Genomic DNA, 15798 nt, shown 5'->3' on the forward strand with positions numbered 1-15798 from the left:
CATGTGGAGCCTCTCCTTCGCGCCGCTGGTGCCGCTGCCGCTGCTGATAGGCCTGAGCCTGCTGGCTGCGCTCGCGGCTGGCGCGGCGATCGTGCTGGCGGGGCGCAGCGCCATCCTGCGCGCCTTTGCGCTCGTCGTGCTGATGCTGACGCTCGCCGATCCCTCGCTCGTCTTCGAGGATCGCGAGCCGGTCAAGGACGTCGTCTCGGTGGTGGTCGACCGCTCCGGCTCGAACCGGCTGGCCGACCGTGCGGCGCAGACGCAAGCCGCCCAGGCCGAGGTTGAGCGCCAGCTGCGCGGGCTGAACAATGTTGAACCCCGCATCGTCGAGGTTCGCGATGCGCAAGGTTCGGGCGACGGCACCCGCCTGTTCGAGGCGCTGGCGGCCAGCCTCGCCGACGTGCCCTCCGAGCGCGTCGCCGGCGCGATCATGATCACCGACGGCCTCGCCCATGACGCCCCGGCCAATGCCGAGGCGCTCGGCCTGCGCGCCCCGCTACATGTACTGACCACGGGGCGCAACGCCGAGATCGACCGCCGCATCGTGCTGGTCGATTCGCCGCGCTTCGGCATCGTCGGCAAGGACCAGAACGTCCGCCTGCGCGTTGTCGAGAGAGGCGGACCGGGCCGGGCCGGGCTGACCATCCGCCGTGACGGCGAGATCATCGCGCGCCGAGAGGTCACCGCCGGCGAGATCGTGCAGGTGCCGATCCGGATCGATCGCGGCGGCCCCAACGTCGTCGAGATCGAAGCCGACCCGCTCGCAAACGAGCTCACGCTTGCCAACAACCGCGCCGTGATCACCATCGAAGGCGTGCGCGACAAGCTGCGCGTGCTCCTGGTCTCGGGCGAGCCGCATCCGGGCGAGCGCACCTGGCGCAATCTGCTGAAGGCCGACGCCAATATCGACCTCGTGCATTTCACCATCCTGCGCCCGCCGGAGAAGCAGGACGGCACGCCGATCAACGAGCTTTCGCTGATCGCCTTCCCGACGCGCGAGCTGTTCCAGGTCAAGATCAAGGAATTCGACCTGATCATCTTCGACCGCTACGCCAACCAGTCGATCCTGCCGCTGATCTATTTCGACAACATCGTCCGCTATGTCCGCGAAGGTGGCGCCTTGCTGATCGCGGCCGGGCCGGAATATGCCGGCTCGCAAAGCCTGTCGCGCACGCCCTTGGGCCAGATCTTGCCTGCCGTGCCGGATGGTTCCGTGATCGACGAGGCCTATCGCGCCCGCGTCAGCGAACCCGGCAAGCGCCACCCCGTCACCCGCGAGCTACCGGGTTCGGAGGTCGAGCCGCCGCGCTGGGGCGAATGGCTGCGCATGGTCGGCGCCCGCGCCCGCACCGGTTCGGCCGTGATGACCGGCCCGGGCGAGCGGCCCTTGCTGATGCTGGCGCGCGAGCAGAAGGGCCGCGTCGCGCTCTTCCTCTCCGACCATGCCTGGCTCTGGGCGCGCGGCTTTCGCGATGGCGGCCCCTATCTCGATCTGCTGCGCCGGCTCAGCCACTGGCTCATGAAGGAGCCCGAGCTGGAAGAGGAAGCGCTGCGCGCCTCGGCCCGCGGCGGCGTCATCGAGGTCGAGCGGCAGACGCTGGGCGACACGCCCTCCCCTGTGACCATCACCGGACCGGACGGGCAATCGCGCTCCGTGCCGCTCGAGGCCGGCCGGCCCGGCCTCTTCACCGCGCGCATCCCGACCAGCGAATTCGGCCTGCACCGCGTCGCGGCCGACAACCTCACCGCCTTCGCCAGCGTCGGCCCCGAGAATCCGCGCGAATTGATGGAGGTGGTCAGCAACCCCGCCCAGCTCCAGGCCTTGGCCGAAGCCACCGGCGGCTCCTCACGGCGGATCGGCCAGGAGATCGGCTCGAACGTGACCATTCCGCGCATCGTGCCGGTGCGGTCCGGATCGCAATTCGCCGGCTCGGACTGGATCGGCCTGCGCATCAGCGATTCCGGCATCGTGCGCGGCGTCCAGGTCTCGCCGCTCTTCATCGGCCTGATCGGTCTGGCGCTGCTGTTTGGCGCGCTCGTCGCCGGTTGGCTGGGCGAAAGCGGCAGACGGTTCAACCGGAGGCCGGATACGACGGCTTAACCGCGCTCCACCGCCGTCATGCTCGCCCTTGTGGCGAGCATCCACGTCTTGAACACCGCCTTCGACGAAGGAAGACATGGATGGCCGGCACAAGGCCGGCCATGACGAGGAGGGTCACACGCTCTGGCGATAAGCCATGACAGCGCCCTTGCGCTGCGCCAGCACGCCCTCGACCAGTTCGAGCGCGAGGAACCGCGCCGGGTCCGCAGGCCCCGGCAGGACGAGCTGGCCCGGCGGGATCGGCCTGAAGCCGAAGCGGGCATAATAGGGCGCGTCCCCCACCAGCATGATCAGGTCGGACCCTGCAGCCCGCGCCGCCTCGATCGAGCGGTTCATCAAGGCCGCCCCGATGCCGCGTCCCTCAAAAGCGGGATCGACCGTCAGTGGCCCCAGCATCAGCGCGGTGCTGCCGCCCGCAGAAACCGGCGTCACCCTGATCGAGCCGACCAGAAACGTGCCGACATGGGCGGCGAAGGTCAGGTTTGCATCGGGCGGCACGCCCTCGCGCAGCCGAAAGGCCGTGCGCGCGAAACGGCCCGGCCCGAAGGCGCGCTCATGCAAACGCTCGATCGCGGCGGCATCGGCGGGAAGCTCATGGCGAATGGTCAAAGGCAAGGACGTCATGACGGGCAAACCTGCGGGCGGGCAGAAACCTGCAATAGGGCGGCGAGGACATGGCCGCGCATCGGCGGCATGCCTCGAGGGCGCGTTCAGCGCGCCGGTCGTCGCAGGGTGGAAAGGCGTTGCCCGTTCGTCATGGCGGCGGGCTGTAGCAGAGTGGCGGGCAGGCGTCCATCACGCTGCCCAGGATAAGCGCGGCCTTACCAGACGGCCGGGGCTCTTGCGCCAGCCGCGATCTCATCCAGCCGCCGCCGCGTCGCCGGCGTTGTGCCCTCCGGTAGCGCATCGAGCGGAAAGAAGCCGGCTTCGGCGATCTCGCGATCGGGCCGCTTGACACCATCGACCGCAAACTCCCGGACCACATAGACCGCGACATGATCGCGCCGCGAGAGGGGCCGGTTGAACAGGACGCCATGGAGCACGACCGGCCCGGTGACACGAATCGAGGCCTCCTCGCGCAGCTCCTTAGCCAGTGCTTCTTCAAGCGTCTCGCCAACCTCGACGCCCCCACCCGGCAGGTGCCAGCCGGGGGTGTAGGTATGGCGCACCAGAAAGACGCGGCCCTCGCCGTCCAGTACGGCCGCGCGCACGCCCAGCGTCATGCCGCGCACAAGACGGAAATACAGATGCGCAACCCGGAACAACGCGCGTTGCGCGCGATTCGGACCAGAATCCGACTTCAAAGCAGCGGGATGGTCGCCATCCACGGTCATGGACTCGTCAAATCCAAACGAAATCTAAATTGTCTATGCAAATAACGCATGGCAGAGGCCCAATTCAGGTTCCGTTACGTCACAAACGCGCCGCAAATGAGGTAGAGAAGACGACATCACCGCTGGGGATTTTCGTCATGCTACTCTCTTTCATCATCGCTCGTCTGCGCGCCAAGCCGGCCTATGTCTGGAAGCCCGCCGTCACCCTGACCGATTCGTTCATCGTCTCCGAACTGACTGGCACCGCCAACTGAGCCGACCAGCGCGAGGCTTGCGTCGCTATCGACGCATCTTTCGCGCTTGACGGCTGGTGGGCGGCAAGGGCAAGCGCTTAGGCTGTGTTCAAGCTCGCGCATCTGTCCGACCCGCATCTCGGCCCTCTCGCCGGTTTTTCGCTGCACCAGCTCCTGGGCAAGCGCGCGACGGGCTATGTCAATTGGCGGCGCAAACGGCGCCATGCCCATGACATGAACGTCCTGGCGCTGATCGTCGCCGATATCCGCGCGCAAGCGCCCGACCATGTCGCCTGCACCGGCGATGTCGCGCATATCGGCCTGCCCAACGAATTCAAGACGGCTGTCACCTTTCTCGACACGCTCGGCCCGCGCGATGCCGTCAGCTTCGTGCCGGGCAATCACGACGCCTATGCCCCCTCATCGCTGAAGCCGCTCGCCAGCCATCTCGGCCCATGGTGCGCCGATGATGTCGGCGCGGCCGGCTATCCCTGGTATCGTCGGCGTGGCCCGGTCGCGCTGATCGGCCTCAACAGCGGCATTCCGACCCTGCCGCTGATGGCGACAGGGCGCCTCGGCCAGGCGCAGATCGCCAAGGCCGAGATCCTGCTGAACCGCGCTCGCAATGAGGGGCTGATCCGCGTCGTCCTGATCCACCACCCGCCCTATGTCGGCGGCGCGCGGCGCGCGCGCGAACTCGTCGATGCCGAGGCTTTCGAGGCGATGCTCGCGCGCAGCGGCGCCGATCTGATCCTGCACGGCCACAACCACACATTCTCACTGGCCTGGCGGCCGGGACTGGGCCGCGACGTGCCCATCGTCGGCGTGCCCTCAGCCTCGATCGGTCCGCTCGGCCATGGCGAAATGGCGACCTGGCATCTGTTCAAGATCGAGGGCGACGCAAGCGCCCCCCAGATCAGCGTCGAGCAGCGCGGCTTCGAGCCCGACGGCACGGTCATGCTGCGCCAGGAAATCGCGCTGCACGCCAAGCCGGTGTGAGCGGTACCGCATTACCCTCGTCGTCATTGCGAGGAGCGCGGCGACGAAGCAATCCAGAGCAGCAGCGCTCGACGTCCCCTGGATTGCTTCGCTGCGCTCGCAATGACGGCTTTCCGCCAGCGCTGCATCAGATGCAACGCCCGCCATCAACCTCCGCGAGCACCGGAAGCGCAGAACGTCGCGTCAGGCGGCCGCGATGGCGGATTGGCAGGCCCTCTCAGATGCAGCGCCCGCCATCCACGGCCAGAACCGTACCCGTCACCATCTCGGCATCGTCCGAGCAGAGATAGAGCGCCGCATTGGCCATGTCCTGGGGTGTCGAGAGCCGGCCCCAGGGAATGGTTGCCTTGAACTGTGCGCGCTTCTCCGGCGTGTCCTCGCCCATGAAGGTCGCCAGCAACGGCGTCTCACCGGCGACGGGCGCGATCGCGTTGACGCGGATGCGGTCGGGCGCAAGCTCCACCGCCATCGATTTCGAGAGCAGGTTCACCGCCCCCTTTGAGCCGTTGTACCAGGTCAGGCCCGGGCGCGGCCGAATACCGGCGGTCGAGCCGATATTCAGGATCACGCCGCCGCCATGCTCGCGGAAATGCGGCACGGTCGCGCGCGCCATGAGGTAAATCGACTTCACATTCACCGCGAAGACGCGATCGAACTCCTCCTCGGAGACATCCAGCATCGGCTGATTGCGGTGGCTGATGCCGGCATTGTTGATGACGATGTCGAGCCGGCCGAACTTCGCCAGCACGCGCTCCACCGCCTTGTCGACGCTCTTGCCCTTGCCGACATCGCAGCCGACGGCGAAGGCCTTACGGCCGATCGCCTTGGCCGCCTCCTTGGCCTTGTCGGCATTGATGTCGAGCACAGCCACCCGCGCGCCCTCACGCGCGAAAGTCTCGGCAATGCCGAGCCCGAACCCCTGTGCCGCGCCGGTGATCAGCGCCGTCTTGCCCTTCAATCTCATCGTGCTTCCTCAGCTTTCCCAGGGTCCGTTTTTCTCGGGGTCCGCGACATTGGTGAGATTTGCCCCCGGCAACAAATGCGTTTTCGCGATTGGGCGGAGACGGAAATTGTATGGCGGGTACTTTCTTTCCATCATGGTCGCCCTTGTTTTGGCGATCATCCAGCGGCCGGCGAGGCTTTCCCTTCTCCCCTCGCGGGAGAAGCAAGGAGGCAGCGCGAAGCGCTGACGGATGAGGGGGCGCTGTGAGTTTTCCGCCTGGCCGAACACGACGCTAACCGGGCAGGGCACGGCGCCCCCTTGTATCTTTGATTTGCCAGTCGGTTTTGTACCGGCGAGGTTTGAGGCGGAAGTCAGCCCGGTCCCCCCTTGGGTGAATTGAGCCCGTGGATGAGCGAGGTGCGGCTTCCGCCTTTTTGTCCCGAACCCGGACAGCCGCTTGGGCTCGAGCCCGCATTTGCAAGGATGGGTCATGGATGAAGCTCTCGCTGTTTTCGTTGGCATCGACGTATCCAAGGATCGTCTCGACGTTCATCTGCGACCATCGGGAGAGGCCTTCTTCGTCTCTCGCGACGGCCGAGGGTTGGACGAACTAACGGCACGCCTGGCGGCCTGTCCGGTCGCCCTGGTGGTGATCGAGGCGACCGGCGGGTTTGAAACCACGGTGACGGCCGCGCTCGCCGGAGCAGGCTTGCCGCTCTGTGTCGTCAACCCGCGTCAGATCCGCGACTTCGCCCGCGCCATGGGACGACTGGCCAAGACTGACGCCCTCGACGCCGAAGTGATCGCGCTCTTTGCCGAGCGGATCAGGCCACAGGCGAGAGCCGTCCCTGCTCCGGAGGCGACGAGGCTGGCCGAACTCGTCGCAAGGCGCCGTCAGATCATCGAGATGATCGGGATGGAGGCCAATCGCGCGCGGCGCATGCCTGACAAGCGCCTCGCCAAAGGGCTCGCCCGACACATCGCCTTCCTGGAGAAGGAGCTGAGCGAGATCGACCGCACTATCGGTGACGGCATCAAGAACTCGCCGGCATGGCGCGAGACCGAAACATTGCTCAAGTCCGTGCCCGGGATTGGCGATGTCACCGCCCGCACTCTCATCGCCGAAGTTCCGGAGCTTGGCTCCATCGACCGCCAGAAGCTCGCAGCCCTCGTCGGCGTCGCACCGATGAACCGCGATTCCGGCATGATGCGCGGCCACAGAACCATCGTGGGAGGCAGAACCTGCGTCCGCAACACCTTGTACATGGCAGCGCTGGCCGCCATTCGGCACAACGGCGTCTTCAAAACCTTCTACGATCGCCTCACCACGCGAGGACGACCCAAAAAGGTCGCCATCGTCGCCGTCATCCGAAAGCTGCTCACAACCCTCAACGCAATCGTCAGAGACAACACCCCCTGGCGAACACAAAACCCTTGACCAACAACACAGCCGCTCATCCGGCCCTCCGGTGTCCAGCGGATAGGTTGGTTACAATTTAGCCTGGGTAGATTGGTGACAGTTTCTGGCCTTGGTGGTCGATGAGGCCGATGGGTTGTTTGTAGAACCAGACGCACCAGCCGTGCTCTGTCGCTTCGAGGGCTACGGGCTCACCTTTGAGGGCGGAGCAGATCTGTACGAGGCGGCCCTCGATCTTGATCTCGCCGTTGCTACGCACCCTGCGGATGGTTCGATCGGACGGGTAGTCGGGTTGGGGAAGTTTGTCGGGCATGGACCGGGGCGAAGGATTGTAGAAGCTGGCGGGGGGCTTCTGGCCAAGGGCCTGATGGGGCCGTTCGTGGTTGTAGTCGCGTCGGAAGGCTTCCAGGCGCTGAGCCTGGGCGGCGCGGTTGAGTGAAGCGGGCCGCATGGCTTCCAGCAGGGTGAGATGGAAGCGTTCGAGGCGGCCATTTTCCTGAGGAGAACCGGGCCGGGTGCGCTCGGGCTGGATGCCCAGCTTGATCCACCAGGCCGACAGGGCGCTGAGCCCGGAGGCGCTGGTGGAGGCGAAGGGCGGGCCGTTGTCGGAACGGATGACCTCGGGCAGGCCATAGACCTGGAAGGCGCGTTGCATGACCGGCTTGGCCTGGGCGGTGTGGACGCCGTCGCCCGCCGAGACCGCCAGGACGAAGCGGCTGTAGCTGTCGGCCAGGGTCAGCGGCTCGCAGCGCTCGCCGTCGCCCAGGGTGACCCAACCCTTGTGGTCCACAGCCCAGACGTGGTTCGGCCGCTCGGGTGTGGTCAGCGCGCCCAGCCGGGGCGGGGGACGGCGTCGGAGGCGGCGGCCCGATATCAGGCCCTGGCGCTTGAGGATCTCGTGCGCCGTCGAATGCGATGGCCAGGACAAGTCCGGATGCAGCTGCTCAAGCTTAGCCACGATCTTGCGCGGACCCCAGCTCGGCCGCGCCCGTCGCAGGTCCAGGATCTTCTCCACCAACGGCGCAGGCGTCGCCAGCCCGTGCGCAAGCGGCGCCGATGACCGGTTCGCAAGCCCCGACGCGCCCTCAGCCTCATAGCGCGCCCGCCACTTGTACCCAGCTTTGCGACTGATCCCGTAAACCTCGCAAAGCTCGGTCATCGACACGTCGCCCGCCAGCCAGTCGGCTATGAAACGCACCCGTTCGTCCATGGCACAGCTCTCTCGCCACGGCATGGTCCAGCCCTCCCAACTATCCAGGGAAAAACTGTCACCCTTCTATCCGGGCTCGTCTGTCACCAATCTATCCAGGCAGGACACCGGGCCACCTTGCAACAAGGATCTGTGCTGAACTGCTGGTGTTCCGTGAGGAATGCCCTGCTCCAGGTGGCCGCCTGGAGCAGGGCGGTCGTCGGACGGATCGACGCCACCCGAGCCGCGAGGCTGTGGAGAAGCAGGATCGCCGTCGGCTCTTCATCGAACCCGGATTGGTTGCCGGAACCTCGTGTTCGTTTGCAAGGCAGGGTCGACGAAGATGGAACAGCATAGCACAGGCGGGACGATTTGCGCCGGCATCGATGTCAGCAAGGCCTGGCTCGACATTGCTCTGACACCTGGGCAGGAGGCTTGGCGTGAAGCCAATACGGCGGAAGGCCACGCCAGGTTGGCGCAAAAGCTGAAGGCCGTCGGCGTCGAGAAGGTCGGCCTCGAAGCCACGGGCGGCTACGAGCTTGCGGTGACCGAGGCCTTACGGGCGGAAGGCTTGCCGGTGATCGTGTTCCAGCCGCGCCAGGTGAAGGCCTATGGAGCCTTCAAGCTCCAACGCGCCAAGAGCGATGGCATCGATGCGCGGCTCATCGCCCAATGCACGCAGGCGCAAGACACGCTGCGTGACGCCCCCTCCCCAGATCTGCTCGCGCTGGCCGAACATCTCACCCGGATCGAGCAGATCGAAGAGGATCTCGCCCGAGCCCGGATCCGGCGCGAGCGCTTCCGCGACGAACGTCTCCTCGCCCAGCTCGCCGACGAGATCGCCCGGTTGAAGCGGCTCAAGGCGGCCGAACTTGCCCGGCTCGGCCAAGCCGTCGCCGACCGGGCCGAACTGGCGCACCGGATGAAGCTGCTGCTCTCCATTCCAGGGCTGGGGAACAGAACCGCGCTCGCCCTTGTCATCCGCATGCCCGAGCTTGGCCGGCTCTCGCGCACGCAAGCTGCAGCCCTCGTCGGCGTCGCCCCCTTCGTCCATGAATCGGGCCGCTACAAGGGCCAGCGCCGCACCGGCGGCGGCCGCGCCCGGCTGCGAACCAGCCTCTTCGCCGCAGCCCAGGCCGCAGCTCTGCGCTGGAACCCAGCCCTCGTCGCGCTCTATCGCCGCCTCGCCGAACGCGGCAGGCCTCACGCCCTTGCCATCGTCGCATGCGTCCGAAAGCTCGTCATCTTCGCTAATGCCGTCATCGCAAAAGACAGGCCCTGGAAAACCCCCGCATGATAGTTGCTTCTCCCGCAAGGGGAGAAGGGGAAGCCGGCGTTGCGGTTTGCGTGCTATCCGAGTCTGGAGAGGCTTCCCCACGCCTCATTCGGAGAACCTCACGCCCCCAACTCTTCCTGCAGCATCTCCAGCGCCAGCCACCGTTCTTCCGCCTGCCCGATCTCGCGTGTCACCTCTTCCAGCCGCGCCGTCGCCTTGGCGAAGAGTTTGGGGTCGCGCGTATAGAGATCGCCCGAGAGCGCCTGGCTGAGCTTGGCGGCTTCCGCTTGCAGAACCTCGATGCGCTTGGGCAAGGTCTCCAGCGCATGCTTCTCGTTGAAGGACAGCTTGCGCTTCGCGACCGGCGCGGGCGCGGCCGCCACCGTGGACTTGTCCTCGGCAGGCGCCGATTTCCCGGGGATCACCCTCACCTTCGCGCCGACGCCGCGCCCGCGCTGCGCCAGCATGTCGGAATAGCCACCGGCGAATTCCGTCCAGACGCCGTCGCCATCCGAGATCAGCGTCGCCGAGACGACGCGGTCGATGAAGTCGCGGTCATGGCTGACCAGCAGGACCGTGCCTTGATAGTCGGCCAGAAGCTCCTGCAGCAGGTCGAGCGTCTCGAGGTCGAGATCGTTGGTCGGCTCGTCCAGCACCAGGAGGTTGGAAGGCTTTGCCAGCGCCCGCGCCAGCATCAATCGACCGCGCTCTCCGCCCGACAGCGCTCCCACCGGCGTGCGCCGCTGCAGCGGCTGGAACAGGAAGTCCTTCATATAAGCGATGACATGGCGCGGCGTGTCGCCGACCATGACCTGGTCGGAGCCGCCGCCGGTCAGCGCATCGCCGAGCGGCGTCGCAGGGTCGAGACTTTCGCGGCGCTGGTCGAGCGTGACCATGTTCAAGGAGACGCCGAGCTTGACCTTGCCGGAATCGGGCGCAAGCGCGCCGGTCAGCAGGTTGATCAGCGTGGTCTTGCCGGCGCCATTGGGGCCGACGATACCGATCCGGTCGCCACGCGCCACGCGCAGCGACAGCGACTTCACCACCGCGTTGTCGCCGAAGGATTTCGCGACGTCGATCGCCTCGATCACGAGCTTGCCCGAGGTCTGCGCCTCGCTCGCCTCGAGCCGGACATTGCCGACGACGTTTCGAGCGGTGCGGCGCTGCTCGCGCAGGCCATGCAGTTCGCCGAGGCGGCGCTGGTTGCGGGTGCGGCGCGCGCTGACGCCGTAACGCAGCCAGTCTTCCTCGCGGGCGATCTTGCGGTCGAGCTTGTGGCGGTCGAGTTCTTCCTGGGCGAGCACCTCGTCGCGCCAGGCCTCGAACTCCCCAAAACCCTTGTCCATGCGCCGCGTCAGGCCGCGATCGAGCCAGATCGTGGCGCGCGACAGCGAGGTCAGGAAGCGCCTGTCATGGCTGATCAGAACCATGGCCGAGCGCAAGGATTTCAGCTCCTGCTCCAGCCATTCGATCACGGGCAGATCGAGATGGTTGGTCGGCTCGTCGAGCAGCAAGATGTCGGGCTCGGGCGCGAGCACACGCGCCAGCGCCGCGCGACGCGACTCGCCACCCGACATCGTGGCGGGATCCTCCAGCCCGGTCAGGCCGAGCTCATCGATCAGATATTGCGCGCGATAGGCGTCGTCGCCCGGTCCGAGGCCGGCCTCGACATAAGCCAGCGAGGTCTTGTAGCCGGTAAAATCCGGCTCCTGGGGCAGATAGCGGACCGTGCAACCCGGCTGTACGAAACGGTCGGCGCTGTCGGCCTCGACGAGACCCGCCACGATCTTCAGCAAGGTCGACTTGCCCGAGCCGTTGCGGCCGACCAGGCAAACGCGCTCGCCGGCGGAAACGGCAATCTCCGCCGCCTCGAGAAGCGGCTGTCCGCCGAAGGTGAGCGCGACGTCGCGCAGATGGAGCAAGGGGGCCATGGGGTGTCCGTGAGGGGAATGCAGGCGGGATAGACCGGCGCGGCGGCTCTGTCACGCGCCGTGCTGCGATGAGTTCGATCTTGGTGCGGCGCACAACCGCTATTATCGTGAGCGCAGGCCCCCCTGTCGAACGAGCGCCCCTTGGCCAAACCGAAGCGACTGCGAGATGAACGCCCGGCCCGCATGGGCGACAATGGCGGCCCACCGCTCGATGAGCCGCCGCCACACGAGCCGGAATGGGGCAAGGGCGAGATCAACCGCTATTTCGAATGGCGCACGGCCCATCGCCGGGCCTGGCGCAAGCCCCCGGCGATCGCGCTGCGCCGCGAGGAGCGCGCCGAGGCCCTGGGCCTGACCTATGAGGAATATACGCTCGAACTGCTGGAGCGCGGCCGCCATCCCCAGCCGGAGGATGTGGCCGGCATCAAGGCCAAGCGCGCCGAGAGACGCCGCTCCGGAGGCGTCGTCGGCCAGTCGCTGAAGGGGATGCGCTTGAAATAGAGCATTTTCGAGCGAAGTGGACTCCGGTTCGCGTGAAGAAAATGCAAAAAATCAAGGAGCTGGAGTCTTTCCGCGGTTCGAAGAAACGCGGAAAGACTCCAGAGCATCGGCCCGAAAACTGGGAACCGGCTTTTCGCAGGAGCAATGCTCTAAGTTTTTAGGCGCCGAGCTTTCGCCGCATGAAGCGTGTCGCCGGCTTCTCGAAGGCGCGGTGGACCAGCAGCGCCGCAACGATTGCGCCAGACAGAGCCAAGATGATGAAGAGGAGCGGCGATCCGATACCTAGGCGCTGGAACAGCTCACGCAGGCCCCGAATGACGAAGGGGTGCACCAGATAAAGCGCATAGGAAGCGTCGCCGACCAGCGCCAGCCAGCGAACCGGCGTTGAGGGCGCCTCCCGCCGCTTGCCGCATGCCGCCGCCAGCACCAGCAGGGCGGCAGCCGAGCCTCGCCATGCGAGAGCCGCCCAGGGCGCATCGCTGCCCGGCACCTGGGCCGCGACCAGGAGCAGCGCCACGCCAAGCGCCGCGACCACGACACGGGAGGCGAGCCCTAGTCGAAAGCCCCGCCGCCACAGCAGGGCGATCCCCATCCCGGCCACGAATTCGAGCACGATCGGCTGGCCCCAGAAGCGCAGCGGCACCGCAAGCGGCCCGGCCAGGGTCTCGCCCGCGACCAAGCCCGCCAGGGCCAAGATGATGGCTGGAAGCGTCCAGGCGCGCGGCAGCAGCAGCCCCAGGGTGAAGAGCGCGTAGAACAGCATCTCGTAGTTCAGCGTCCAGCCCAGCGAATAGACCGGTTGGACAAGCCCTATCGTCGAAACCGTGGGCCAGAACAGATAGGAGCCGGCGATCTGCGCCAGATCTGGCGCGCCCGAATTCAGGGCGCCCGGCAGGACCAGTCCGACGAGCAGGAACAGCGTCGTCGCAGCCCAGTAGAGCGGCACGATGCGCGCGAGCCGGCGCTGCAGGAAGAGCCTCGCACCATCCGCACGGCCGAAGAGATCGGCGGAGGCATGCACCATGATGAAGCCGGAAACGACGAAGAAGATGTCGACGCCCGCCATCCATGGCAGCAGCAGCGAAGGTGAGAAGCTTGCCCCGCTCCGAGCGGCCAGCGCAATCGCGTCATACTGGACATGGTGCACGGCGACCATGAAGGCCGCAGCCGCGCGCAGGGCCTGGATGCCGTAGAGCTGGAACAAACCGGAAAAAGCCTCAGACGTGCGAAACCGACGCGCTCACGCAAACCATAGCCGCGCAGGGTCGTCCAGCCCGAACCGCGCCGGCGCAGCCGCAATGGCGGCCAGCCCCTGCTCGGCGGCATCATGTGTCGTGATCACATGCAAAGCGAAGCGCTTCGCCAGATCCTCCATCGGCGGCTTGCCATGGAACACGGCCTGGATCGTCGCCGGGTCGGCGAGCGGCAGGAGCCGCGGCACGATGCCGCCCGCGATATAGACGCCCCCCGTCGCCTTGAAGGCGAGCGCGAGATCACCTGCGACCCGCGCCAGCAATCGCCAGAAGCAGATCACCGCCATCAGCGCGGCGGGGTCGCCGTCGAGCGCCAGCGTCGTCACGTCGGCGGCGCTGACATCGGCCTCCAGCATGCCCGATTGCTTCGCCACCGCGCGGTGGAAACGCACCAGCCCGTCGCCGCTGAGCAGCCCCTCGACCGTGACGCGCGGCTGCTCGGCGGCAAGCGCCGGCCAGATCTTGTACTCGGTCGGGTCTTCCGGGCCGATGCCGATATGACCGGCCTCGGTCGGCACCAGGACGCCGCGCTCGCCCCGCATCAGGAGCGCGGCGGCGCCGAAGCCAGTGCCAGGCCCGAGCACGAGGCGAAGCCCTTCGGGCTCCGGCTGGCCCGGAACCAGCGTCGTCAAATCCGCCTCGCGCAACACGGAGAGCGAAGCCGCCAGCGCCTCGAAATCATTGACCAGCAGGCCTTGTTCGAGCCCGAGCGCCTTGGCGAGCTGCGGTCCGTCGAAATGCCAATTGGCATTGGTGAGCTGCGCCTCGCGCCCGTCCAAAGGACCCGCCACGGCAAGGATGGCGCTGCGCGGCCGCTGCGTGAGCGTCGACAGCACAGCCTCCAGCGCCGCCTCCGGCGTCGGGTGGCCGCCGGTGCTGATCCGCGCCAGGGGCTCATGCGGCGCCCCTGCCCGAGATACGAGCGAAAGCCGGCAATTCGTGCCGCCGATATCGGCGACCAGAACCGGATGGACGAAAGGCGAGGTCACGCCGGCTTCCTGAAATCGGAGAACCAGCCGAGCCCTTCGAGCGTGCCGGCCGCCGGCCGGTACTCGCAGCCGACGAAGCCCTCATAGCCGAGCCCGTCCAGCTCCGCGAAGAGGCGCGGATAGTCCGGCCCCGAAGCGTCGGGCTCGTGGCGGCCATTGGCACGCGCGATCTGGACATGGCCGACGAGCGGGTAGAGCGCCTTCAACTTGCCCGAGACGTCGCCATGGATCAGCTCGCAATGATACATGTCGAACTGCAGCCTGACATTCAGGCGGCCGGATTCGCGGACGTAAGCCGCTGCCTGATCAAAATCGTTGAGGAAATAGCTGGGCATATCCTTGCCGTTGATCGGCTCCAGCAGCAGGTCGATGTCGTGCTCGGCCAGCCTGTCGGCGGCGTAGGCGAGCGATGCTCGATAGGCTTTCTGCGCAGCGGGATCCTGCGGGTCGGCATGGCCCGCCATCATGTGCAGGCGCTTGACGCCGGTCTCATGCACATAAGCCAGGGCGGTCTCGATCCCTGCCTTGAACTCGTCCTCGCGGCCGGGGATCGCCGCCATGCCGCGCTCTCCCTTGGCCCAATCGCCCGGCGGCAGGTTGAACAGCGCCTGCTCGACCCCGGCGCCGGCGAGCGCGAGTCCGACCTTCTCGGCCGCGTGCTCATAGGGAAACAGGAACTCAACCGCCTCGAAACCGGCATCGGCCGCAGCCTTGAAGCGGTCGAGAAAATCCCATTCGGTGAACATCATCGAGAGATTGGCGGCAAAACGCGGCATGTCGGTCTCTTCAGTCGGAATGAAGCGGTAGGCTAACCCGATCGGGCGACCACGTCATCGGTAACGTTCGCAGGGGCAGGACGTTCCGGCTGCGATGTCATCCGCTGCCCAGCAAACGCGGCAACGATGAGGCGAGCAGCGCCACCCCCGACAATGTCAGCAAAGCGAGCACGATCCGGCGAAAGGCGGCCTCGCTGATACCGATATAGAGACGGCCGCCGATCAGCGAGGGGATCAGCATGGCCGGCGCGACGACGGCGAAGAAAGGCAGCATCGCGCGCGTGACATTCCCGGCCACGACATAGCTCAGCATGGTGACGGCGAGCGTCGCCAGATTGAAGTTCTGGATGATCGAGCGCTGCGCGTCCTTGTCCATGCGGCGCAAGGTGCACCACAGCGTCGGGATCACGCCTGTAAAGCCGCCGAACCCACCCATGATGCCGCCGGTGAGGCCGACAACGCCATCGGCCAGACGCCCGCCGGCACGGATCGCCGGGAGACGCGGCGCGAACAGCATGATCGGGCACCAGATCGCCAGCAGGCAGCCGAGCGCGGCCTTGAACAGCGTCGCATCGAGGAGCGGCAACAACGCGACGCCGAGCGGAATACCGGCGAAGCCGCCGAGCAGAAAGGGCCAGAGCCGCGCCAGATCAAAGCCGCGCCGCAGGGAGAAAGCGGAGATGATCTGCCCCGTCAGCGCGCCGAACACCGCCATCACGGCCGCCAGCCTCGGCTCGAGCGTCCAGGCCCAGAAGGACATGGCGACGAGCCCGAAGGCGAAGCCCGAGAGACCCTGCACGAAGCCGGCAACCGCCGCGCCGAGCGCGAGGCTCAGGATGGTCGTGTCCATGGATGA

At 66.8% G+C, this 15798-nt stretch carries 14 protein-coding genes; 5 read left to right on the top strand and 9 right to left on the bottom strand.

The genetic code is table 11. The annotated features are described in order from the left end of the window. Position 1 precedes the first annotated feature (1 nt). A complete protein-coding gene (locus BHK69_RS27015; RefSeq protein ID WP_069692810.1) occupies positions 2 to 2101 on the top strand; it encodes a hypothetical protein in 2100 nt (699 codons plus the stop codon). A 114-nt stretch (positions 2102 to 2215) separates the two neighbouring features. On the opposite strand, the gene BHK69_RS27020 is transcribed toward BHK69_RS27015, so the two are convergent. Further along, positions 2216 to 2725: a GNAT family N-acetyltransferase gene (locus tag BHK69_RS27020; protein ID WP_069692811.1), complete on the bottom strand. Its 510-nt coding sequence runs from the start codon at positions 2723 to 2725 to the stop codon at positions 2216 to 2218. 197 nt (positions 2726 to 2922) lie between these two features. Beyond that, positions 2923 to 3435, bottom strand: a complete 513-nt coding sequence (locus BHK69_RS27025; RefSeq protein ID WP_069692812.1) for an NUDIX domain-containing protein — start codon at positions 3433 to 3435, stop codon at positions 2923 to 2925. A 338-nt stretch (positions 3436 to 3773) separates the two neighbouring features. On the opposite strand from BHK69_RS27025, the gene BHK69_RS27030 reads away from it, so the two are divergent. After that, positions 3774 to 4667 (top strand): metallophosphoesterase family protein, encoded by an 894-nt coding sequence (locus BHK69_RS27030; RefSeq protein ID WP_069692813.1) that lies wholly within the window; start codon positions 3774 to 3776, stop codon positions 4665 to 4667. A gap of 217 nt (positions 4668 to 4884) precedes the next feature. Here BHK69_RS27030 and BHK69_RS27035 read toward each other — a convergent pair whose 3' ends face one another. Beyond that, a complete protein-coding gene (locus BHK69_RS27035; protein ID WP_069692814.1) occupies positions 4885 to 5631 on the bottom strand; it encodes an SDR family oxidoreductase in 747 nt (248 codons plus the stop codon). A 469-nt stretch (positions 5632 to 6100) separates the two neighbouring features. On the opposite strand from BHK69_RS27035, the gene BHK69_RS27040 reads away from it, so the two are divergent. After that, positions 6101 to 7048 (top strand): IS110 family RNA-guided transposase, encoded by a 948-nt coding sequence (locus BHK69_RS27040; RefSeq protein ID WP_069690130.1) that lies wholly within the window; start codon positions 6101 to 6103, stop codon positions 7046 to 7048. 58 nt (positions 7049 to 7106) lie between these two features. On the opposite strand, the gene BHK69_RS27045 is transcribed toward BHK69_RS27040, so the two are convergent. Continuing rightward, positions 7107 to 8237: an IS481 family transposase gene (locus BHK69_RS27045; protein WP_199578988.1), complete on the bottom strand. Its 1131-nt coding sequence runs from the start codon at positions 8235 to 8237 to the stop codon at positions 7107 to 7109. A gap of 322 nt (positions 8238 to 8559) precedes the next feature. On the opposite strand from BHK69_RS27045, the gene BHK69_RS27050 reads away from it, so the two are divergent. Continuing rightward, complete coding sequence (locus BHK69_RS27050; RefSeq protein WP_069690222.1) at positions 8560 to 9513, top strand: IS110 family RNA-guided transposase; 954 nt, start codon at positions 8560 to 8562, stop codon at positions 9511 to 9513. 98 nt (positions 9514 to 9611) lie between these two features. Here BHK69_RS27050 and BHK69_RS27055 read toward each other — a convergent pair whose 3' ends face one another. Beyond that, entirely contained in the window at positions 9612 to 11423 is a 1812-nt protein-coding gene (locus tag BHK69_RS27055; RefSeq protein WP_069692815.1) for an ABC-F family ATP-binding cassette domain-containing protein, read from the bottom strand. A 141-nt stretch (positions 11424 to 11564) separates the two neighbouring features. On the opposite strand from BHK69_RS27055, the gene BHK69_RS27060 reads away from it, so the two are divergent. Then, positions 11565 to 11924 carry a hypothetical protein gene (locus tag BHK69_RS27060; RefSeq protein ID WP_244548335.1) on the top strand — a complete coding sequence of 120 codons (360 nt, stop codon included), beginning with the start codon at positions 11565 to 11567 and terminating at the stop codon, positions 11922 to 11924. 157 nt (positions 11925 to 12081) lie between these two features. Here the strand turns inward: BHK69_RS27060 and BHK69_RS27065 are convergent, their stop codons facing one another. The 4 genes from BHK69_RS27065 to BHK69_RS27080 all read right to left on the bottom strand — a co-directional run bounded on the left by BHK69_RS27065 (position 12082) and on the right by BHK69_RS27080 (position 15792). Beyond that, positions 12082 to 13128 carry an acyltransferase family protein gene (locus BHK69_RS27065; RefSeq protein WP_244548336.1) on the bottom strand — a complete coding sequence of 349 codons (1047 nt, stop codon included), beginning with the start codon at positions 13126 to 13128 and terminating at the stop codon, positions 12082 to 12084. Between the two features lie 36 nt (positions 13129 to 13164). After that, positions 13165 to 14166, bottom strand: coding sequence for a glucokinase (locus BHK69_RS27070; protein ID WP_069692817.1), 1002 nt, complete (start codon positions 14164 to 14166; stop codon positions 13165 to 13167). Next, the gene (otnI, locus tag BHK69_RS27075; protein WP_069692818.1) at positions 14163 to 14942 is read right to left on the bottom strand and encodes a 2-oxo-tetronate isomerase; all 780 of its coding nucleotides are present in this window, start codon (positions 14940 to 14942) and stop codon (positions 14163 to 14165) included. Before otnI ends, BHK69_RS27070 begins: the two co-directional genes overlap by 4 nt. Before the next feature lie 97 nt (positions 14943 to 15039). Next, positions 15040 to 15792 (bottom strand): sulfite exporter TauE/SafE family protein, encoded by a 753-nt coding sequence (locus tag BHK69_RS27080; RefSeq protein ID WP_069692819.1) that lies wholly within the window; start codon positions 15790 to 15792, stop codon positions 15040 to 15042. Between the last annotated feature and the right edge of the window lie 6 nt (positions 15793 to 15798).

It is taken from the genome of Bosea vaviloviae, assembly GCF_001741865.1.
GTDB classification, from domain to species: domain Bacteria; phylum Pseudomonadota; class Alphaproteobacteria; order Rhizobiales; family Beijerinckiaceae; genus Allobosea; species Allobosea vaviloviae.

Coding starts and splice junctions, on each gene's coding strand:
- otnI (WP_069692818.1), bottom strand. CDS start 14,942: ATGCCGCGTTTTGCCGCCAATCTCTCGATGATGTTCACCGAATGGGAT.
- BHK69_RS27040 (WP_069690130.1), top strand. CDS start 6,101: ATGGATGAAGCTCTCGCTGTTTTCGTTGGCATCGACGTATCCAAGGAT.
- BHK69_RS27025 (WP_069692812.1), bottom strand. CDS start 3,435: ATGACCGTGGATGGCGACCATCCCGCTGCTTTGAAGTCGGATTCTGGT.
- BHK69_RS27045 (WP_199578988.1), bottom strand. CDS start 8,237: ATGGACGAACGGGTGCGTTTCATAGCCGACTGGCTGGCGGGCGACGTG.
- BHK69_RS27055 (WP_069692815.1), bottom strand. CDS start 11,423: ATGGCCCCCTTGCTCCATCTGCGCGACGTCGCGCTCACCTTCGGCGGA.
- BHK69_RS27080 (WP_069692819.1), bottom strand. CDS start 15,792: ATGGACACGACCATCCTGAGCCTCGCGCTCGGCGCGGCGGTTGCCGGC.
- BHK69_RS27035 (WP_069692814.1), bottom strand. CDS start 5,631: ATGAGATTGAAGGGCAAGACGGCGCTGATCACCGGCGCGGCACAGGGG.
- BHK69_RS27015 (WP_069692810.1), top strand. CDS start 2: ATGTGGAGCCTCTCCTTCGCGCCGCTGGTGCCGCTGCCGCTGCTGATA.
- BHK69_RS27020 (WP_069692811.1), bottom strand. CDS start 2,725: ATGACGTCCTTGCCTTTGACCATTCGCCATGAGCTTCCCGCCGATGCC.
- BHK69_RS27050 (WP_069690222.1), top strand. CDS start 8,560: ATGGAACAGCATAGCACAGGCGGGACGATTTGCGCCGGCATCGATGTC.